A 20,135-nucleotide genomic window follows, 5' to 3' on the forward strand; every position below is an offset into this window, starting at 1 on the left:
AAACGTAGTTTTGCCGAGGTGGTGGAATTGGTAGACACGCAACCTTGAGGTGGTTGTGCCCATAGGGTGTAGGGGTTCGAGTCCCCTTCTCGGTACCAATTAGTCAGGAGAGCCCGCTGTTGCGGGCTTTCTTGCAGGTGGAAGGTTACATTGACCCTATAAGGGATCGGTCGTATACTTCCGCCCCAGCTTTGTCGCGGGGTGGAGCAGTCTGGTAGCTCGTCGGGCTCATAACCCGAAGGTCGTCGGTTCAAATCCGGCCCCCGCAACCAGTTTAAGGAGCCCCTTTTAAGGGGCTTTTTGTTAGCTGGACACTTTCAACGCCGCTGTTCGACGGCGTTTCAAGGATGGGCGTTTCGCCCATTTTTTTATTTTGCAAAGCATGCACATATCATGCACTAGGGGGTTCAGGTGTCGAGCAAGCTAGAAGAGTTGCAGGCCTTGCTGGCCCCGGTGGTCGTGGCCCTGGGCTATGAATGCTGGGGTATCGAGTTTTCGGCTCAGGGTCGTCACTCGATGTTGCGCGTTTATATCGATAAAGAGGGTGGCGTGCTGGTGGACGATTGCGCCATTGTCAGCCGTCAGATCAGTGGTGTCCTGGATGTTGAAGATCCAATCACCGTTGAATACACCCTTGAAGTTTCCTCGCCTGGCATGGAGCGCCCACTGTTCACTATTGAGCAGTTCGCCCAGTTTGTCGGTGAACAAGTGAAGATCAAGCTGCGCTCGCCTTTCGAAGGTCGACGCAACTTTCAGGGCCTTCTGCGCGGTGTAGAAGAACAGGATGTCGTGGTGCAGGTAGACGACCATGAGTTCCTGTTGCCGATCGATATGATCGACAAGGCCAACATTATTCCCAGTTTTGACTGAGACGCGGATCCCGCGGATCCAATGGCTTGCGAAAGGCGAGGCGTACGATGAGCAAAGAAGTACTGCTGGTTGTTGAGTCGGTATCCAATGAAAAGGGCGTACCGGCAAGCGTAATTTTTGAAGCGCTGGAGCTGGCTTTGGCCACTGCTACCAAAAAGCGTTTTGAAGACGAAGTTGACCTGCGTGTGGAAATTAACCGCCACACCGGGGCATACGAAACTTTCCGTCGCTGGACGGTCGTTGAAGAGAATGATCTCGACGATCCGGCCATCGAAACCTGGCCGAGCAAGGTTGCTGAAACGCATCCGGGTGCCAACGTTGGCGACGTCGTCGAAGAAAAGATCGAATCCATCGAGTTCGGCCGCATTGCTGCACAGACTGCCAAGCAAGTCATCGTGCAGAAAGTGCGTGAAGCCGAGCGCGCTCAAGTGGTCGACGCTTATCGCGAGCGCCTGGGAGAAATCATCTCCGGCACCGTGAAAAAAGTCACCCGCGACAACGTGATCGTCGATCTGGGTAACAACGCTGAAGCGTTGCTGGCCCGTGAAGACATCATTTCTCGCGAAACCTTCCGTGTCGGCGTGCGTCTGCGTGCGCTGCTCAAGGAAATCCGCACCGAGAACCGCGGCCCGCAGCTGATCCTGTCGCGTACCGCGCCGGAAATGCTGATCGAGCTGTTCCGCATCGAAGTGCCGGAAATTGCTGAAGGCCTGATCGAAGTCATGGCTGCGTCCCGCGACCCGGGTTCGCGTGCCAAGATCGCCGTCCGCTCCAAGGACAAACGCATTGACCCACAAGGTGCTTGCATCGGTATGCGCGGTTCGCGCGTCCAGGCAGTGTCGGGTGAGTTGGGCGGTGAGCGTGTTGATATCGTTCTTTGGGACGACAACCCGGCTCAGTTCGTGATCAACGCCATGTCCCCGGCCGAGGTTGCGGCAATTATCGTTGACGAAGATGCCCATGCAATGGACATCGCCGTTGGCGCAGACAATCTGGCTCAGGCCATCGGTCGCGGTGGTCAGAACGTGCGTCTGGCTAGCCAGTTGACTGGCTGGACCCTGAACGTGATGACCGAATCGGACATCCAGGCTAAGCAGCAAGCAGAAACCGGCGACATCCTGCGCAACTTCATCGACGAGCTGGAAGTCGACGAAGACCTGGCACAGGTGCTGGTAGATGAAGGCTTCACCAGCCTGGAAGAGATTGCCTACGTACCGTTGGAAGAAATGCTCAACATCGACGGCTTTGACGAAGATACCGTCAACGAGCTTCGCGCTCGTGCCAAGGATCGTTTGTTGACCAAAGCCATCGCTACTGAGGAAAAGCTGGCAGACGCCCATCCGGCCGAAGACCTGCTCTCGCTTGAGGGTATGGACAAGGATTTGGCGATGGAACTGGCGGTGCGCGGCGTAATTACCCGCGAAGACCTGGCCGAGCAGTCTATTGACGACCTGCTCGACATCGACGGCATTGACGATGATCGTGCCGGCAAGTTGATCATGGCCGCCCGAGCCCACTGGTTCGAGTAATTAGGCGCGGCCTGAGGAGAGAAGTGCATGACGCAAGTCACGGTGAAACAACTGGCCGATGAGGTCAAAACACCGGTAGAGCGCCTGTTGCAGCAGATGCGTGAGGCAGGTCTGCCGCACACCGCCGCCGAAGAAAATGTGACTGACAGTGAGAAGCAGTCCCTGCTGACTCACTTGAAAAGCAGCCACAAGGCGAAAGTGGAAGAACCACGCAAGATCACGCTGCAGCGTAAAACCACCAGCACCCTGCGTGTTGCTGGCAGCAAGAGCATCAGCGTTGAAGTCCGCAAAAAGAAAGTTTTCGTACAGCGCAGCCCGGAAGAAATCGAAGCCGAGCGCAAGCGTGAACTGGATGAGCGTCGCGCAGTAGAAAATGCTGCCCGTCAGAAGGCTGAAGAAGAAGCCAAGCAACGCGCCGAAGTAGAAGCGCGTAACCAGCCTGCTGCTGCGCAGAACGCTAACAGCGCTGCCGTTGCGGCGCCGGTTGCCGCTGCAGAACCTGTACGCGAAAGCGCACCGGTCGCTGCCGCTGCTCCAGCGCCGTCTGCTGAAGTTCGCAACAAGCAGAACGAACAGCGCCGTCCGGACAAGCCACGTGCCGACGATAACAATCGTCGCAGCGGCGGTGGTGATGGCGAGCGCAAAAACGCTCCGCATCGCGCTTCGGTCAAAGAAAAAGCGCCGGCGCCACGTGTGGCACCACGCACTACCGACGAAGAAAGCGATGGCTTCCGTCGTGGTGGTCGCGGCAAGGCCAAGCTGAAGAAGCGCAACGCCCACGGTTTCCAGAGCCCAACCGGCCCTGTCGTGCGTGATGTGCAGATCGGCGAGACCATCACTGTTGGCGATCTCGCCAATCAGATGTCGGTCAAGGCTGCTGAAATCATCAAGTTCATGTTCAAACTGGGTACTCCAGCGACCATCAACCAGGTGCTTGATCAGGAAACTGCTCAACTGGTAGCCGAAGAACTGGGCCACAAAGTGACCCTGGTCAGCGACACCGCCCTGGAAGATTCCCTGGCCGAGTCCCTGAAGTTTGAAGGCGAGTCGTTCTCCCGTGCGCCAGTCGTGACCGTAATGGGCCACGTTGACCACGGTAAAACTTCCCTGCTCGACTACATCCGTCGTGCCAAGGTAGCTGCTGGCGAAGCCGGTGGTATCACCCAGCACATCGGTGCGTACCACGTTGAAACCGAACGCGGCATGGTCACCTTCCTCGACACCCCGGGTCACGCCGCGTTTACCGCAATGCGTGCTCGTGGTGCCAAGGCGACTGACATCGTGATTCTGGTAGTTGCAGCGGACGACGGCGTGATGCCGCAGACCATTGAAGCTGTTCAGCATGCGGTAGCGGCTGGCGTGCCATTGGTTGTTGCAGTGAACAAAATCGACAAGCCGGGCGCCGATCTCGATCGCATCCGTAGCGAACTGTCGGTTCACGGCGTGACGTCTGAAGAGTGGGGCGGTGATACGCCGTTCGTACCGGTTTCGGCGAAAGTCGGTACTGGCGTCGACGAGCTGCTCGAAGCCGTTCTGCTGCAAGCTGAAGTTCTCGAACTGAAAGCAACCCCATCGGCTCCTGGTCGTGGTGTTGTGGTTGAATCGCGTCTCGACAAAGGTCGTGGCCCGGTTGCAACCGTTCTGGTTCAAGACGGTACCCTGCGCCAAGGCGACATGGTCCTGGTCGGTTCGAACTATGGTCGTGTTCGCGCCATGCTCGACGAGAACGGCAAGCCAATCAAAGAAGCCGGTCCATCCATCCCTGTCGAGATCCTCGGCCTGGACGGTACCCCGGACGCTGGCGACGAGATGAGCGTAGTTGCTGACGAGAAGAAAGCCCGTGAAGTGGCTCTGTTCCGTCAAGGCAAGTTCCGCGAAGTCAAACTGGCTCGCGCTCATGCTGGCAAGCTGGAAAATATCTTCGAAAACATGGGTCAGGCCGAGAAGAAGACGCTCAACATCGTCCTCAAATCCGACGTCCGTGGTTCGCTGGAAGCGTTGAACGGTGCCTTGAATGGCCTGGGCAACGACGAAGTACAAGTGCGCGTAGTCGGCGGCGGTGTCGGTGGTATCACCGAGTCCGACGCTAACCTGGCACTGGCTTCCAACGCTGTACTGTTCGGCTTCAACGTGCGTGCCGATGCTGGCGCACGCAAGATCGTCGAGCAGGAAGGTCTGGATATGCGTTACTACAACGTGATCTACGACATCATCGAAGACGTCAAGAAAGCCCTGACCGGCATGCTCGGCAGCGATGTTCGCGAGAACATCCTGGGTGTGGCCGAAGTGCGTGACGTGTTCCGTTCGCCGAAGTTTGGCGCGATCGCTGGTTGCATGGTGATCGAAGGTGTTGTGCACCGTAACCGTCCGATCCGTGTACTGCGTGAAGACATCGTTATCTTCGAAGGCGAGCTGGAATCCCTGCGCCGCTTCAAGGATGACGCTTCCGAAGTACGTGCCGGCATGGAATGCGGTATCGGCGTGAAGAGCTACAACGACGTCAAAGTCGGCGACAAGATCGAAGTCTTCGAGAAGGTTCAGGTTGCTCGCAGCCTCTAACTCGCGCACTTCAGGAGCCGTGATGGTCGGCCGCACTCAAGGGTGTGGCGCATCACCCGGACTCTAAACGCAACGCCCGGTCTGGCTTTTGTCAGGCCGGGCGTTTGCCGCTTTCAGACCTGGCGGGTTTCACCGCCTGGCAGTAACAGGTAACAAAATCATGGCAAAAGAATACAGCCGTACCCAACGTATCGGCGATCAGATGCAGCGCGAGCTGGCCCAACTGATCCGTCGTGAAGTCAAAGATCCACGTGTGGGTCTGGTCACCATTACCGCTGTGGAAGTCAGCCGTGACGTCGGTCACGCAAAGATTTTCATCACCGTGATGGGGCAGGACAACGCTGAAGACATCGCGCAAAGCATCAAGGTGCTCAATTCCGCCGCAGGTTTCCTGCGCATGCAACTGGCCCGCGAAATGAAGCTGCGCAGCGTGCCGCAACTGCACTTCCACTACGACGAATCCGTCGTTCGTGGTGCGCATTTGTCGGCGCTGATCGAGCGTGCGGTGGCTGAAGACAATCAGCATCCGGTCGCTGCTGAACCTGAAGACACCAAGGAGTAATTCGGTGGCTCAGGTCAAACGTATCCGTCGTAACGTCAGCGGCATCATCCTGCTCGACAAGCCGCTGGGGTTCACCTCCAACGCCGCGTTGCAGAAGGTTCGCTGGTTGCTCAACGCCGAGAAGGCCGGTCACACCGGCAGCCTCGATCCGCTGGCCACTGGCGTCTTGCCGCTGTGCTTTGGCGAGGCGACCAAGTTCTCGCAATACCTGCTCGATTCCGACAAGGCTTATGAAACCCTCGCGCAACTGGGCAAGACCACCACCACGGCGGATGCCGAAGGTGAGGTTTTGCAGGAGCGCCCGGTGACCGTTGGTCGCGCCGATGTCGAAGCGGCATTGCCGAAATTTCGTGGGCAAATCAGTCAGATACCGCCGATGTACTCGGCACTCAAGCGTGATGGCCAGCCGCTGTACAAGTTGGCTCGTGCAGGCGAAGTAGTGGAGCGTGAACCGCGTTCTGTTACTATTGCGCGCTTGGAATTACTGGCCTTCGAAGGTGATACTGCGCGCCTTGCGGTGGATTGCAGCAAAGGCACCTATATTCGCACCCTGGTGGAGGATATCGGTGAGCAACTCGGTTGTGGTGCGTACGTCGCTGAATTGCGCCGTACCCAGGCCGGGCCTTTCACCCTGGCGCAGACCGTGACCCTCGAAGAGCTTGAAGCGGTACATGCCGAAGGCGGCAACGAAGCGGTGGATCGCTTCCTGATGCCATCGGACAGCGGCCTGCAGGATTGGCCGTTGCTGCACTTCTCCGAAGCGAGCGCGTTCTACTGGCTCAACGGCCAGCCGGTACGTGCCCCGGATGCTCCGAAGTTCGGCATGGTGCGGGTACAGGATCACAATGGTCGCTTCATCGGTATCGGTGAAGTGAGCGAAGACGGGCGCATCGCGCCACGTCGTTTGATTCGGTCAGAATGACCGGAACCGGCCTGTGTCACAGCAGGTCGGCGAGTGTGGCTGTTAACAGGCACGGTCACGACTCATTTATAGATACAGGGATTTGTCCCTGGCCTGTTGAAGCTGTTTCCCTGAAACAGTTTCCTGATAAAAGGATTGCCTCATGGCTCTCGACGTTCAAGAAAAAGCTCAAATCGTTGCTGACTACCAGCAAGCTGTTGGTGACACTGGTTCGCCAGAGGTGCAAGTTGCACTGCTGACCCACAACATCAACAAGCTGCAAGGTCACTTCAAGGCCAACGGTAAAGATCACCACTCCCGTCGTGGTCTGATCCGCATGGTAAACCAGCGTCGCAAGCTGCTGGACTACCTGAAAGGCAAGGATCTGGGTCGTTATCAGACTCTGATCGGTCGCCTGGGTCTGCGTCGCTAATCAGCGATTGCGCTATGAGGTTGGTTGTCTGTCGGACGTCTGCGGTTTACCGCCGGCGGCTTGCAGGCTCCCAGCCTCAAGTTTTATCTGGATACACGTTTTACCCTGGACAGGCGTTGGGCCGATTCCCGACATTGCCCAAGAATTCGCAAGAAACCAGTTCCCCCAAGAGCCACAAAGAAGGTAGGACACCGTGAACCCGGTAATCAAAAAATTCCAGTTCGGTCAATCGACCGTTACCCTCGAGACTGGCCGTATCGCCCGTCAGGCCTCCGGCGCAGTATTGGTCACCGTTGACGACGACGTCAGCGTGTTGGTGACTGTAGTCGGTGCAAAACAAGCCGATCCAGGCAAGGGCTTCTTCCCTCTGTCGGTTCACTACCAGGAAAAGACTTACGCTGCCGGTAAGATCCCTGGCGGTTTCTTCAAGCGTGAAGGCCGTCCTTCCGAAAAAGAAACCCTGACTTCCCGACTGATCGACCGTCCGATCCGTCCGCTGTTCCCAGAAGGCTTCATGAACGAAGTGCAGGTTGTCTGCACCGTCGTTTCCACCAGCAAGAAGACCGATCCGGACATCGCTGCGATGATCGGTACCTCGGCTGCCCTGGCGATCTCGGGCATCCCGTTTGACGGCCCGATCGGCGCTGCTCGCGTTGCTTTCCACGAAAGCACCGGTTACCTGCTGAACCCGACTTACGAGCAGCAAGCTGCTTCGAGCCTGGACATGGTCGTTGCCGGTACTTCCGACGCCGTCCTGATGGTTGAATCGGAAGCCAAAGAGCTGACCGAAGACCAGATGCTGGGCGCGGTACTGTTTGCTCACGACGAGTTCCAGGTGGTGATCAACGCCGTCAAAGAACTGGCCGCTGAAGCTGCCAAGCCAACCTGGAACTGGGCTCCTGCGCCAGAAGCCACCGAACTGCTGGGCGCTATCCGTGCCGAGTTCGGCGACGCGATCTCCCAGGCTTACACCATTACCATCAAGGCCGACCGTTACGCTCGCCTGGGTGAGCTGAAGGATCAGGTGGTTGCCAAGCTGTCCGGTGAAGAAGGCCAGCCTTCCTCCAGCGAAGTCAAAGCTGCTTTCGGCGAAATCGAATACCGCACCGTTCGGGAAAACATCGTTAACGGCAAGCCACGTATCGACGGTCGCGACACCAAAACCGTACGTCCGCTGAACATCGAAGTCGGCGTTCTGCCGAAGACTCACGGTTCGGCGCTGTTCACCCGTGGTGAAACCCAGGCTCTGGTTGTCGCGACTCTGGGTACTGCCCGTGACGCACAGCTGCTGGACACCCTGGAAGGCGAGAAAAAAGACCCGTTCATGCTGCACTACAACTTCCCTCCGTTCTCGGTGGGCGAGTGTGGTCGCATGGGTGGCGCTGGTCGTCGTGAAATCGGTCACGGCCGTCTGGCCCGTCGTTCGGTTTCGGCCATGCTGCCAGCCGCTGACGTGTTCCCGTACACCATCCGTGTGGTTTCGGAAATCACCGAATCCAACGGTTCGAGCTCGATGGCTTCCGTTTGCGGCGCTTCCCTGGCCCTGATGGACGCTGGTGTGCCGATGAAGGCGCCGGTTGCCGGTATCGCCATGGGTCTGGTTAAAGAAGGCGAGAAATTCGCCGTCCTGACCGACATCCTTGGTGACGAAGACCACCTGGGCGACATGGACTTCAAAGTAGCCGGTACCGCCAAAGGTGTTACCGCGCTGCAGATGGACATCAAGATCAAAGGCATCACCGAAGAAATCATGGAGATCGCTCTGGGCCAAGCCCTGGAAGCGCGCCTGAACATCCTCGGTCAGATGAACCAGATCATCGGCCAGTCGCGTACCGAACTGTCGGCCAACGCTCCGACCATGATCGCGATGAAAATCGACACCGACAAGATCCGTGACGTTATCGGTAAAGGTGGCGCGACCATCCGTGCGATCTGCGAAGAAACCAAGGCTTCGATCGACATCGAAGACGACGGTTCGATCAAGATCTTCGGCGAAACCAAGGAAGCTGCTGAAGCTGCACGTCAGCGCGTTCTGGGCATCACCGCTGAAGCCGAGATCGGCAAGATCTACGTGGGCAAGGTTGAGCGCATCGTCGACTTCGGCGCATTCGTCAACATCCTGCCGGGCAAGGACGGTCTGGTGCACATCTCGATGCTGAGCGACGCTCGCGTAGAGAAAGTGACCGACATCCTGAAAGAAGGCCAGGAAGTGGAAGTGCTGGTACTGGACGTGGACAACCGCGGCCGTATCAAGCTGTCCATCAAAGACGTGGCAGCTGCAAAGGCTTCGGGCGTTTAATTACCCCAAGGCTTTAGCGCAATGAAAATGCCCCGCCGTGAAAACGGCGGGGCATTTTTTTTGTCTGGCATAAAGCAATTGTGGCGAGGGGATTTATCCCCGTTCGGCTGCGCAGCAGTCGTAAAACCAGACACTGCGGACTGCCTGAAACACCGAGGTGTTGGATTCACGGCCGCTGCGCTGCCGAACGGGGATAAATCCCCTCGCCACAAATGGGAGTTTCAAGAGATAACCATCAGGCAACCCACAAATTTGCCGCAGCACACGACCGGTGCTAGGTTTAGCCCACCGCCCGTGTAGCTCAGCCGGTAGAGCAGCGCACTCGTAACGCGAAGGTCGCAGGTTCGATTCCTGTCTCGGGCACCAACCTCTTTATTTCACCTTGCGGCTCAGGTCCTCGACGGTACGTTTGAGCTGATCCATAGCCCGATCCTGATCATTGATCTTCTGTTTCAGATTGGAAATCTCACTGCTGCTCGAGCTTGAGCTCGAACCGCTGTTGCGCTTGAGGTCTTCGACCTGACGACCGAGCGTGTCCAGCTCACGATCCTGGTCCTTGATCTTGTTCTTCAGATCATCGATATCCCTGCTGCTGGAGTTTGAGCTCGAACCGCCGCTGCGCTTGAGGTCTTCGATCTGGCGCGATTGCTCGCTGATCGTGTCACGCATTTTTTTCAGTTCATCGATGCTGATATCACTTCTGATCACCACGTCTTTGCCGTAATCGTTGTGAATCAGCGAAACCTTGTCGCCGTAGGACGGGCTGCTGGAGCTCAGCTCAACCGCCATCGCGGTGGCGGGAAGCGCCAAAACGGCAAACAGCGTGGTAGCGGACACAACAGAAGAGATTTTTGAAAAGCTGCGCATCACTGGTTTTCCTTGTGAACAGCGAAGATGAGTGCCGAACTGGCACATCGCTATGACTGGAAAAGTGCATTTATGTTCCGCAGGTCAACTTTTTGTGCGAGAGATGTAAAGAGCCGTGTAATTCGTCATGCAAACGTCCTATATTCGGTGCCTGCATGAGCATCGCTTAGCAGTTTTCAGATGATCCCGAATGGTTCCGAAGGCCGGACAAATCCGCGTCAGAGAGATCCTTGATGATCCAGATCCATCCTCCATTCTTACGATCAACGAGAACGCCATGACCGAACTAACTCAAGAGCAACGTCACGAACAAGCGCTGGAAAAGTACATTCTGGACGTACCGGACCTGAAGGACGAGATCAAGGACCTGAGTCCTGATGATCAAAAAGATCAGATCCAGTGGGCCTTCGAAGACGAAGCCGAAGCTCAGGGCCTGCAGCCGTGGGAGCTGACGCTCAAGTACACGAGCACGCCGGAGGAGTTCGAGGCGCAGCGCCTCGTGCTGCACAAAGAGGCGGCCGAAGTACTGGGTGTCGAGTGGGATGAGTACTGCGAGATGAACAATCTGGTGGTCTGAAACAAAAACGCCAGCCTCAACCGGGCTGGCGTTTTTTATTGCGCGAAGCCTCAGAGGCTCAAGCGCATCGACAGATCGACGGCTTTGACATCCTTGGTCATCGCGCCGATCGAGATGTAATCCACCCCGGTTTCAGCGATTGGCAACAGCGTGCTCTCGTTGATGCCACCACTGGCCTCCAGTTTCGCCTTGCCGCCGTTCAGGCGCACGGCTTCGCGCATGTCATCCAGGCTCAGTTCGTCGAGCATGATGATGTCGGCGCCGGCCGCCAGCGCTTCCTTCAGTTCTTCCAGGCTTTCCACTTCGATTTCCACCGGTTTGCCCGGCGCGATCTTGTGCGCGGCGGCAATGGCTTGCGGGATGCCGCCGCTGGCTGCGATGTGGTTTTCCTTGATCAGGAAGGCATCGTACAGACCGATGCGGTGGTTGTGGCAGCCGCCGCAGGTTACTGCGTATTTCTGCGCCAGGCGCAGGCCCGGCAGGGTTTTACGGGTATCGAGCAGCTTGACGTCAGTAGCGCCGACGAAGTCTGCGAGGTACTGCGCGCGCGTGGCCACACCTGATAGCAGTTGCAGGAAGTTCAGCGCACTGCGCTCACCGGTCAGCAGCGAGCGCGCCGGGCCTTCCAGATGAAACAGCGGCTGATTGGGTTTGACCCGCTCGCCATCGACCACTTGCCAATGCACCGCGACGCGCGGATCGAGCTGACGGAACACCGCATCGACCCACGCGGTGCCACAGATGACTGCCTCGTCGCGGGTGATGATGGTGGCTTTGGCCAGACGTTCGGCCGGGATCAGTTGCGCGGTGATGTCGCCGCTGCCGACGTCTTCGAGTAACGCACGGCGCACGTTGGCTTCGATTTCGGCGGTCAAATCGGCGAGACGTAGATTCGGCATAACGGGCTCCACAAACAAAGTGGTTCGATTATAGGGGCATGGCATCGGCCAACCCAAGGCGAGAACTCGCGTGCTTGACTGCATCCGGTCGAATTTCTTTGAGCAAACACCCGGCGAGCGTGGTCTGTGCAAGGTACCGGTACCTAGGGGAAACCCTGACGGCTATAGATTCGGGGACATCTTTTGCAAGATAATCCGCCTTGCATTTGACGTCATAGCTTTGACGTAAAGGCTGGATCTGCCGAATGACGCCGAGAGGCGCGAGGCTGATTGCAATCAGGCTCGTTCCACCGTTACTGCGCTGACAGACAGGACGCGAGCGCGAGCAGGCTCACTCCTACACAGGGAATCGTGTTGCCGCTGCGCACTCGATGTTCTGCCAAGAAGAATCACCGTTTCAGGAGGCTTGGATGCACAACGACGGGAAAGTAGTGCCTTTGCACAAGGCCGCTACCGATCAGGCGAATCACTCGCCGCTCGCCCGCCTGCCTGTGATTCTGCTTCAGGTTCGCGACAAGGCCGCGCAGCAGCTGCGCCATGGATTGCAGGAGCTGTTTGATAACGCCGATGACACGCTGTTTGAAATGGCTGATCGGGCGCGGAATGATGTCGAGCAGAACATCTTTTTCGAGGCCATGCGCGACCTGCGCCTCAAGCGCAAAAATATCGAGCGGGGCTTTCTCGAGCTGTTTTTCGAGGCCTTCGTCAGCCTCACCCAATACGACTCCACGCACAACGCGCTGCCGCGCACGCTGATGTTCGAAGAGTCGGCGCCGCGCACCGATGACATGGAGCGCAGCGTGGCGGTCGAGACCATGGTCGGTCGTGTGCTCAAGCGGGACGGCTTCGCGCTCGATCAATTGACCACGCGGCTCAACGCCTTGCTCGGCAATACCCTCGACGATCAGCACAACCCGCTCGGCCCGGCGATGCTCTGCGAGTACTTCTTGCAGGCCGGGCGCAATCTGGGGGTGGAGATCAAGGTCAAGCTGATCCTGCTCAAGTTGTTCGAGCGCTATGTGCTCGCCGACACCGAACAGCTTTACGCGCAGGCCAACCAGCTCCTGCTCGCCACCGGTGTGCTTCCGGCGTTGAAGCCAGCACCGACGCGGCGCGCCATTGATCGCGCGGCTGCCAGCGTCTACAGCGAAGAAAGTCACGAGCCGACGCCCGCTGACGAAAGCGTGCAGGAGGTCTTCGCCGCACTGCAGGAGTTGCTGTTGCATGTGCGCGGCAGCGTTGCTCCGACGCTGGAGCCAAGCGGCGCCACCCAACCGATCACCACGCGCGATTTGCTGCGTCTGCTTTCGCATTTGCAGCAATACGTGCCCGCACTCGCCGCGCAGGACGACTTCGATCTGCGCAATCAGCTGGAACAACTGCTGACGCGGGTCAGCGTCAGAAGCGGCAAGTCGCGGATTGTCGGCGGGGCAGATGAAGATGTGATCAACCTGATCGCCATGGTCTTCGATTGCATTCTCGACGATCGCAACGTGCCGGATTCGCTGAAGGCGCTGATCGCCCGTTTGCAGATTCCGATGCTCAAGGTCGCGGTGCTCGACAAAAGCTTTTTCAGCCGCAGCAGTCATCCGGCGCGGCGCCTGCTCAACGAAATTGCCGAGGCGGCCATGGGCTGGGGCGATTGCGACAGTGAGGCGCGCGACAGTTTGTATGTGCGCATCGAACAAGTGGTGCAACGCCTGCTGACCGATTTTGTCGATGACCCGGCGATTTTTTCCGAGTTGCTCGCCGACTTCCTCGCATTCACCAGCGATGAACGCCGCCGCAGTGAATTGCTTGAGCAGCGTTTGCGCGATGCCGAAGAGGGACGCGCAAAAACCGAGTTGGCCCGGCGCCGGGTCGAGCAGGCGTTGAATCAGGCCTTGCTGGGTAAAGTCCTGCCGCCAGCGGTGGTGACCTTCGTCCAGAATGCCTGGAGCAAAGTGCTGCTGCTGACCTGCCTCAAACATGGCGATCAGTCCGCCGAGTGGCAGGCCGATGTGCAGACCATGGAACAACTGATCTGGAGTGTGCAGCGCCATGACCACGCCGAGTCGAGCCTGCGCCTGCTGGCCTTGGTGCCGGGGTTGCTCAAGTCACTGCGCGATGGCCTGAGCAGTTCGGCGTTCGATCCGTTCGCGACCAGCGAATTTTTCAGCGAACTCGAAGCCCTGCATGTGCGGGTGCTGGAGCGTTCTGCCGAGACGGATCAGGCCGCGATGATGGTCGAGGTGTCGCAGCAGATCGTTTTGCAGGCCGCCGACGAGGGCTCGCTGGAGCTGACCTCGGTCCGTTTGCCCCATGACGACGCGGGTCTGCGCCAGGTCGATCAGTTGCGCCTTGGCAGTTGGGTGGCGTTTCAGGAAGACGATGAACACAGCTTGCGCTGCAAACTGGCTGCCATCATCGAGGCCACGGGCAAATACGTCTTTGTCGATCGCACCGGGATGAAAGTGCGCGAGCGCAGTCGCACCGGGCTCGCCCTGGAATTTCGTCGCGGCGCAGTGCGCGCGCTGGACAATACCTTGCTGTTCGACCGGGCGCTGGAGTCGGTGCTGGGTAATCTGCGGCGACTCAATCGCGCCAAGTGATCGCGCGCCGGGGGCCGATCACGGCATACTGGGCGCCAACACAGTCGGCGTTGAAGGAATCGGTATGCAGTTGGATCCCGCTAGCGGGTGGTGTCACGGGGTGCAGGTCTGCCCATCGCCCAACTTCAATGAGCGTCCTGCGGGCGAAGTCTCCCTGTTGGTCATCCACAACATCAGCCTGCCACCGGCGCAGTTCGCCACCGGCAAGGTGCAGGAATTTTTCCAGAATCGTCTGGATGTCACTGAACATCCGTACTTTGCCGGGATCGCCGACTTGCGCGTCTCCGCGCACTTTCTGATCGAACGTGACGGCAAGGTCACCCAGTTTGTCTCCTGTCTTGAGCGGGCGTGGCATGCGGGCGTGTCGATTTTCGACGGCCGCGAAACCTGTAACGATTTTTCCGTGGGCATCGAGCTCGAAGGTACCGATGATCTACCGTTCACCGACGCGCAGTATCAGGCGTTGACGACGCTGACCCAGCAGTTGCAAGCAGCATTTCCGGCCATCACCGGCGCCCGCATTTGTGGGCACAGCGACATAGCACCCGGGCGTAAGACCGATCCTGGCCCGGCATTCGACTGGGCGCGTTACCGCGCAGCCCTGGCACAAGAGGAAGGACAATGAGTTTTCTGGTGTTACTGCTGGCGGTCTGGATCGAGAAGTTTTCGGCCCTGCGCCATCGGCTTCAACGCGATGGCGGATGGATCCGCGAACTGAACAAACTCGAAAGCAGTCAGCGGTTGGCGAAACAACCCTGGCTGGTGCTGACGATTCTGGTGCTGTTGCCGGTGGCATTGTTGGCGCTGTTGTTGGTGGTGCTGGAGCCGGTGGCTTATGGCCTGTTGGCGTTGCCGGTGCATTTGCTGGTGGTGATTTACAGTCTGGGGCGCGGCGATCTGCTCGGCGGCCTCGGCCCGTTTCGTGATGCCTGGCGCCGTGAGGACCTGCAGGCGGCGGCCCATGTGGCCAAGCGCGATCTGAATATTTGCGCCGACAGCGGCGAGCAATTGCTTGATCGCGTGCAGGGGCATTTGTTGTGGGAGGCCTATCAAAGCTTCTTCGCAGTGATTTTCTGGTATTTCCTGCTCGGTCCGGTGGCCGCATTGGCCTATCGCTTGCTGGCGCTGGCCGAGGAGCACGGCAAGAACCCGGCGCTGGTTGAACGTGCCGCGCAACTGCGCCACGCCTTCGACTGGGTGCCGGTACGTCTGCTGGCGGCGAGTTTTGCCTTGGTCGGCAACTTCGTCGCGGTTGGCCGGGTCATGCTGCATGAGCTGCTGAACTGGAACATCAGCGCCGCACAACTGATCAACAAGGTCGGTTTGGTCGCGGGCGAGATCCCGCCGCCGGTGGTTGGGCCGGAAGGCATCACCACCCTCGACAGCCTGTGGGAACTGCTGCTGCGTGCGGCGGTGCTGTGGTATGCCGGGTTTGCCCTGTGGACTGTTCTGATCCACTAGCCAGTTGGGGCGAACTCCTATGTGGACAGTCCTGATTCACTAACCAACTAAAGCGAACTCCTTTGTGGCGAGGGGATTTATCCCCGATGGGCTGCGCAGCAGCCCCAAAACCATCCTCCACGATTTATCAGATACAACGCCTGTTCAGCTATTGGGGCCGCTTCGCGCCCCATCGGGGATAAATCCCCTCGCCACAATGGTTTTGTATTGTCCTCGCACCGTTAACCTTAAGTTACAAAACCTCCCGCCGATTTGCGCTATACAGTGATGGCGCCCGATAGTGGCTATCTGCTGTCGCCCCGCGCCTGCCAATAAAAACAAGAAAAACCAAGGGAGACTTCCAGTGAAGAGCTTGCTCTATCCCGCCGTCTCGCTGATGAACCGTCTGAGCTTCGGCATGAAGTTCAGCTTGATCAGCGTGCTGTTCCTGGTGCCGATGCTGGTGACCAATTTCTATCTGGTGCGCGATTCCTACCGTGAATTCCAGGGCACTCGGGTCGAGTTGCAAAGTCTCGATCTGCTCGGCAGCAGCCTGACCCTGCGCCGGGATCTGGAGACCCTGAACAATCTGGTGCAGATCAACGTCACCCTCGGCCAATCCGGCAAGGCCGGCACTGTCGAAGCCAAGATCAGTACCCTTGAGCAAAACGTGCTGGCGCGTCTGCAAGGGCTGACGGCGATGACCGACGATCCCGAGCAGATCAAGGTGTTCGACGGCAAGCGCGATGAAATGATCGCCGCGTTCAAGGCCCAGCAAGCGGAAAACTCGCTACAAAGCAAAAGTGCGTTGATCGGCAAGCTGCTCAGCAGTGCGCAGATCTTCAGCCAGATCATCACCAGCCAGGCCGGCCTGAGCCGTGACAACCAGGGTGACATCCGCCAGTTGAGCGAGCTGGTTACCCTGATCACGCCAGGCATTACCCAAACCCTCGGCGAAGGTCGGGCGATAGGCTCGTATTCGCTGGCACAGGGTTTTCTCAACAGTGCCTCCAGCACGCGTTTCGATGAGTTGCTGGGGAAGATTGAAAAACTCCAGGCCGAGTACGGCTTGAAGCTGCAGGACGCCCTCGGCTCCAGCAAAGCTGCGCGTGACACCCTCAGCGCCCAGGCCGACGACAGCAGGGCCTCGCTGAAGCAGGCCAGCGAACTGTTCGAAGAACAGGTGGTGATGGCTGACACCCTCGATGCGCCGTGGCAGGGGTTTTACGATCAGGTCACCGCGCTGATGGACAAGACCTATGCGCTTAACGAAGCCTCGCTGAAATTTCTCGACACTCAACTGCAACAACGTCTGGCGCATAACCGCACGCACATGGTTTTGCAGGCGGTGGCGTTGTCGGTGGTGTTTGTGCTGATTTTCTATCTCTATGGCGGTTTCTACGCCTCGACCCGCACCACGCTCAAGCGCCTCGGCGCGATGATGGACAAGGTCGCGGCGGGGGACATGACGGTCAACTTTGTTGCTCACAGCCGCGATGAACTTGGCGAGTTGGGCGAAGTGTTCAATGGCACCGTGAAGAAGATTCACGACTTGATCGAACGTGTCGGCCACACCGTTGGTGAGGTCGAGCGGCAAGCCGGACAGGTCGAAAACGTCTCGGCGCAGAGCAATCAGGCGGTCGCCGGGCAACGCACGCAGATTGAACAAGTGGCGACGGCGATGAACCAGATGTCGGCGACCTCACTGGAAGTCGCGCGCAGTGCCGCCGCAGCCGTGAGCAGCGCCCACAGCGTCAATGATGAAACCATCAGTGGCCGTGGTCTGGTCGAGTCTCAGCAGGGCAGCATTGCCGCGCTGGCCAGCGAAATTGACCAGTCGGTGCGGGTGATCAACCAATTGGCCAGTGACAGCCAGTCGATCAGCCGGGTACTTGAAGTGATCAAAAGCATCGCCGAACAGACCAATCTGCTGGCGCTCAACGCTGCGATCGAAGCGGCTCGCGCCGGGGAGCAGGGCCGTGGTTTTGCCGTGGTCGCGGACGAAGTGCGCACGCTGGCCAAACGCACCCAGCAGTCCACCGAAGAGATTGAGCAGATGATTGCCAAACTGCATGGTGGGGTCGGCGCGGCGGTGAAGGCCATGGGGGTCAGCCATCAAATGGCTAGCGGCACGGTCGGGCAGTCGGAAAAAGTCCAGCAGGCGCTGGAAAACATCCTTGGCGCTGTGGGCATGATCGTCGATCAGAACCAGCAGATTGCGGCGGCAGTGGAACAGCAGACGGCTGTGGCCCATGACATCGACCAGAACATCGTCGAGATCAACCGCGCCGGCGAGCGCACCGCCCACGGCGCGCACCAGACCGAAGATGCCAGCCGCGCGCTGTCCGCCCAGGTCGTCGAACTCAAACAACTGATCAGCGCCTTCCGCGTCTGAGTCGTATCTTAAAACCTTGTGCGAACCTTTGTGGCGAGGGGATTTATCCCCGCTGGGCTGCGAAGCAGCCCCAAAATCTGTGATCGAGTATCTATCTGATACACCGGGTGAAAGAATTTGCGACTGCTGCGCAGCCGAACGGGGATAAATCCCCTCACCACAAGGTTTTGTTTCAACAGGGAGATGTGTTACCAGCCAAACACTTCGCAGCTGTTGGCGGTGCTGGCGGCGGCGAGTTGTTGCGGGGTGATTTTCATCAATTCAGCCAACGCCGCGCAAATCGCCGGCAAGTGCGCCGGTGTATTGCGGACACCTGGGAACATCGCCGGCGCCATGTCCGGTGAATCGGTTTCCAGTACGATCGATTCCAGCGGCAACTCCGCCAATACCCGATGCATGCGCAACGCCTGCGGCCACGTCGGCGCGCCGCCCAGACCCAGTTTGAAACCTAGTTTGATGTACTCCCGCGCCTCTTCACGGCTGCCGGCAAAGGCGTGGATGATCCCCGCGCGTTCAAGCTTGAAGCGCTTGAGCGTGGCGATCACCGCGGCGTGGCTGCGGCGCACATGGATCAGCGCCGGCAATGCAAAGTCCGCAGCCAATTGCAGCTGTGCTTCGAACAGTGACTGTTGGCGCTCGCGATCCAGCGTTTCGATGAAGTAATCCAGACCGATTTCGCCCACCGCACACAGCTGTCGATGACCGCGCAGCCGGGTCAGCCAGTCACCCAGCGCCGACAAATCTTCCGGGCGATGCTGGTCGAGATAAACCGGATGCAAGCCAAACGCCGCGTACAAATCGACATCGCTGCGCACCAGATCCCACACCCGTTGCCAATTACCCTCGTATACACCCAACACCACCATCCGCCGCACCCCGAGTGCGCGGCTTTCGGCCAGCAACGCCGGGCGATCGGCGTCGAAGTCGGGAAAATCGAGGTGGGTGTGGCTGTCGATCAGCTCCACGGTTCAGTCTCGGTGAATACGCTGCTTGAAGGTCCGCGCAATGGCCTGCACGCCGGGCTTGTATTGCGACTGCTCGACGGCCGCCAGCGCCAGTTCCAGCGCCTTGTCGGCAATCAACTGGTGCTGCTGGGCCATGGCGTTGACGGGCAGCGGCAGGAAATCGAGCAACTGCGTATCACCGAATGTGCCGAGGCGCAGCGGCCGCGATTTCAGCGGGAAGTCATGCAGCGCATCGAACACGCCCTGCAACAGCACGTAGGAAGTCGTTACCAAGGCGTCGGGCAAATGCCCCAGGCGTTGCAGGAGTTCTTCCATCAACTGCTTGCCGCACTCGCGGCTGAAAGATTCTGCGTGCTCGACCAGCACTTCGCCTTTGAAGTCGACAAGGGCCTGTTTGAAGCCGGCGGCACGTTCCTGGCTGATGCTCAGTTCCGGACGCGCGCCGAGCAGCACGATTTGCTTGAGCTGCGGTTCGAGCAGGCTTTGCGTCAGGTGCTGACTCGCCTCGCGGTCGTCACTGATCACCGAGCAGAAATGCTCGGGCTCCATGACCCGGTCGATGGCAATGATCGGCGTGCCCTTGGCCTGCAACTGGCGGTAACTGTCATCGCCGGCGGGCAGGCAACTGGCGACGATCAGCGCATCGCAACGGCGCGCGCGGAACAGTTGCAGCAGTTGCCGCTCGCTGTCCGGCGCATCGTCGGAACTGGCGATCAACAACTGATAGCCGCGTGCCCGCGCACCTTGCTCCAGCAGTTTGGCGATCCGCGCGTAACTGGGGTTTTCCAGATCCGGCAGAATAAAGCCCAGCGTGCGCGTGTGGCGGCTGCGCAGCCCGGCCGCTTGAGGGTTTGGCGTGAAGCCGTGCAGGTCGACCACCGCCCGCACCCGCTCGACGGTCGCAGTGCTGATGCGTTGCTGTTCGGCCTTGCCGTTGATGACGTAGCTGGCGGTGGTCACGGACACTCCGGCCAACCGCGCGATATCACTGAGTTTCAACCCGGGATTTCCTTGTTTTTGCGAGCTTGCCGCAACATTTTCGCCAATCCTACCCGATTAGGGCAGGCGACTATTGTCGCAACGCATCCGACAAGTTGGACTTCAAGGATGGGACATTATCGAGTAACGTGCCGATCAATCTAGATTAAACGTTTCAGCAAGCGTATTTTCTACGTTTTAGACGCCCTTGGCCGGTGCTGCCGTGAAACCGCCAAATCTGCCGCTGAAAAGCAAAGCGGCAGAGCGCCT

Annotated in this window: 16 protein-coding genes, 3 tRNA genes and 1 pseudogene; 16 read left to right on the forward strand and 4 right to left on the reverse strand. The window is 58.7% G+C overall.

Annotated elements, in window-relative coordinates; all coding sequences use genetic code 11:
* The first annotated feature begins 12 nt into the window (after positions 1-12).
* From PMI37_RS29400 to PMI37_RS29445, 10 genes are all read left to right on the forward strand, one after another.
* Positions 13-98 (forward strand) — tRNA-Leu (locus tag PMI37_RS29400).
* Positions 99-195: 97 nt separating this feature from the next.
* A tRNA-Met gene (locus PMI37_RS29405) sits at positions 196-272 on the forward strand.
* A gap of 139 nt (positions 273-411) precedes the next feature.
* Positions 412-870 (forward strand): ribosome maturation factor RimP, encoded by a 459-nt coding sequence (gene rimP, locus PMI37_RS29410; protein ID WP_008088338.1) that lies wholly within the window; start codon positions 412-414, stop codon positions 868-870.
* A gap of 47 nt (positions 871-917) precedes the next feature.
* Entirely contained in the window at positions 918-2,399 is a 1,482-nt protein-coding gene (nusA, locus tag PMI37_RS29415; RefSeq protein WP_008088341.1) for a transcription termination factor NusA, read from the forward strand.
* A 27-nt stretch (positions 2,400-2,426) separates the two neighbouring features.
* On the forward strand, positions 2,427-4,958 hold the full coding sequence (gene infB, locus PMI37_RS29420) for a translation initiation factor IF-2 (protein ID WP_008088343.1): 2,532 nt from the start codon (positions 2,427-2,429) through the stop codon (positions 4,956-4,958).
* 160 nt (positions 4,959-5,118) lie between these two features.
* Positions 5,119-5,520 carry a 30S ribosome-binding factor RbfA gene (rbfA, locus tag PMI37_RS29425; RefSeq protein ID WP_008088344.1) on the forward strand — a complete coding sequence of 134 codons (402 nt, stop codon included), beginning with the start codon at positions 5,119-5,121 and terminating at the stop codon, positions 5,518-5,520.
* Between the two features lie 4 nt (positions 5,521-5,524).
* A complete protein-coding gene (truB, locus tag PMI37_RS29430) occupies positions 5,525-6,442 on the forward strand; it encodes a tRNA pseudouridine(55) synthase TruB (protein WP_008088346.1) in 918 nt (305 codons plus the stop codon).
* A 142-nt stretch (positions 6,443-6,584) separates the two neighbouring features.
* Complete coding sequence (gene rpsO, locus PMI37_RS29435; RefSeq protein WP_003177875.1) at positions 6,585-6,854, forward strand: 30S ribosomal protein S15; 270 nt, start codon at positions 6,585-6,587, stop codon at positions 6,852-6,854.
* Between the two features lie 193 nt (positions 6,855-7,047).
* Positions 7,048-9,153, forward strand: coding sequence for a polyribonucleotide nucleotidyltransferase (gene pnp / locus PMI37_RS29440; protein ID WP_008088348.1), 2,106 nt, complete (start codon positions 7,048-7,050; stop codon positions 9,151-9,153).
* Positions 9,154-9,443: 290 nt separating this feature from the next.
* Positions 9,444-9,519, forward strand: a tRNA-Thr gene (locus PMI37_RS29445).
* 6 nt (positions 9,520-9,525) lie between these two features.
* Here PMI37_RS29445 and PMI37_RS29450 read toward each other — a convergent pair.
* On the reverse strand, positions 9,526-10,020 hold the full coding sequence (locus PMI37_RS29450; RefSeq protein WP_008088350.1) for a hypothetical protein: 495 nt from the start codon (positions 10,018-10,020) through the stop codon (positions 9,526-9,528).
* A gap of 277 nt (positions 10,021-10,297) precedes the next feature.
* Here PMI37_RS29450 and PMI37_RS29455 point away from each other — a divergent pair, with 277 nt between their 5' ends.
* The gene (locus PMI37_RS29455) at positions 10,298-10,597 is read left to right on the forward strand and encodes a DUF6388 family protein (protein ID WP_008088353.1); all 300 of its coding nucleotides are present in this window, start codon (positions 10,298-10,300) and stop codon (positions 10,595-10,597) included.
* Positions 10,598-10,647: 50 nt separating this feature from the next.
* Here PMI37_RS29455 and nadC read toward each other — a convergent pair whose 3' ends face one another.
* Positions 10,648-11,496 carry a carboxylating nicotinate-nucleotide diphosphorylase gene (nadC, locus tag PMI37_RS29460; protein ID WP_008088355.1) on the reverse strand — a complete coding sequence of 283 codons (849 nt, stop codon included), beginning with the start codon at positions 11,494-11,496 and terminating at the stop codon, positions 10,648-10,650.
* A 410-nt stretch (positions 11,497-11,906) separates the two neighbouring features.
* On the opposite strand from nadC, the gene PMI37_RS29465 reads away from it, so the two are divergent.
* The 5 genes and pseudogenes from PMI37_RS29465 (at position 11,907) to PMI37_RS32620 (ending at position 17,922) form a co-directional block, all read left to right on the forward strand.
* A complete protein-coding gene (locus tag PMI37_RS29465) occupies positions 11,907-14,087 on the forward strand; it encodes a DUF1631 domain-containing protein (protein WP_008088358.1) in 2,181 nt (726 codons plus the stop codon).
* Positions 14,088-14,151: 64 nt separating this feature from the next.
* Positions 14,152-14,712: a 1,6-anhydro-N-acetylmuramyl-L-alanine amidase AmpD gene (gene ampD, locus PMI37_RS29470; RefSeq protein ID WP_008088360.1), complete on the forward strand. Its 561-nt coding sequence runs from the start codon at positions 14,152-14,154 to the stop codon at positions 14,710-14,712.
* A complete protein-coding gene (ampE, locus tag PMI37_RS29475; protein WP_008088362.1) occupies positions 14,709-15,548 on the forward strand; it encodes a regulatory signaling modulator protein AmpE in 840 nt (279 codons plus the stop codon). Before ampD ends, ampE begins: the two co-directional genes overlap by 4 nt.
* A gap of 1,312 nt (positions 15,549-16,860) precedes the next feature.
* Positions 16,861-17,064, forward strand: a pseudogene (locus PMI37_RS32615) (HAMP domain-containing protein); the annotation flags it as partial.
* Positions 17,065-17,217: 153 nt separating this feature from the next.
* Positions 17,218-17,922, forward strand: coding sequence for a methyl-accepting chemotaxis protein (locus tag PMI37_RS32620; protein ID WP_440093643.1), 705 nt, complete (start codon positions 17,218-17,220; stop codon positions 17,920-17,922).
* A gap of 188 nt (positions 17,923-18,110) precedes the next feature.
* On the opposite strand, the gene PMI37_RS29485 is transcribed toward PMI37_RS32620, so the two are convergent.
* Together PMI37_RS29485 and cra are read right to left on the reverse strand one after the other, a co-directional pair.
* Positions 18,111-18,887 (reverse strand): TatD family hydrolase, encoded by a 777-nt coding sequence (locus PMI37_RS29485; RefSeq protein WP_008088366.1) that lies wholly within the window; start codon positions 18,885-18,887, stop codon positions 18,111-18,113.
* Between the two features lie 3 nt (positions 18,888-18,890).
* Positions 18,891-19,886, reverse strand: a complete 996-nt coding sequence (gene cra, locus PMI37_RS29490) for a catabolite repressor/activator (RefSeq protein ID WP_008088367.1) — start codon at positions 19,884-19,886, stop codon at positions 18,891-18,893.
* Between the last annotated feature and the right edge of the window lie 249 nt (positions 19,887-20,135).

It is taken from the genome of Pseudomonas sp. GM80 (assembly GCF_000282515.1).
Classification (GTDB): domain Bacteria; phylum Pseudomonadota; class Gammaproteobacteria; order Pseudomonadales; family Pseudomonadaceae; genus Aquipseudomonas.

Bases quoted from the DNA above. Each gene is read 5' to 3' on its own strand.
- nusA (WP_008088341.1), top strand. From the start codon at position 918: ATGAGCAAAGAAGTACTGCTGGTTGTTGAGTCGGTATCCAATGAAAAG.
- infB (WP_008088343.1), top strand. From the start codon at position 2,427: ATGACGCAAGTCACGGTGAAACAACTGGCCGATGAGGTCAAAACACCG.
- rbfA (WP_008088344.1), top strand. From the start codon at position 5,119: ATGGCAAAAGAATACAGCCGTACCCAACGTATCGGCGATCAGATGCAG.
- rpsO (WP_003177875.1), top strand. From the start codon at position 6,585: ATGGCTCTCGACGTTCAAGAAAAAGCTCAAATCGTTGCTGACTACCAG.
- PMI37_RS29450 (WP_008088350.1), bottom strand. From the start codon at position 10,020: ATGCGCAGCTTTTCAAAAATCTCTTCTGTTGTGTCCGCTACCACGCTG.
- PMI37_RS29455 (WP_008088353.1), top strand. From the start codon at position 10,298: ATGACCGAACTAACTCAAGAGCAACGTCACGAACAAGCGCTGGAAAAG.
- nadC (WP_008088355.1), bottom strand. From the start codon at position 11,496: ATGCCGAATCTACGTCTCGCCGATTTGACCGCCGAAATCGAAGCCAAC.
- PMI37_RS29465 (WP_008088358.1), top strand. From the start codon at position 11,907: ATGCACAACGACGGGAAAGTAGTGCCTTTGCACAAGGCCGCTACCGAT.
- ampD (WP_008088360.1), top strand. From the start codon at position 14,152: ATGCAGTTGGATCCCGCTAGCGGGTGGTGTCACGGGGTGCAGGTCTGC.
- ampE (WP_008088362.1), top strand. From the start codon at position 14,709: ATGAGTTTTCTGGTGTTACTGCTGGCGGTCTGGATCGAGAAGTTTTCG.
- PMI37_RS32620 (WP_440093643.1), top strand. From the start codon at position 17,218: ATGTCGGCGACCTCACTGGAAGTCGCGCGCAGTGCCGCCGCAGCCGTG.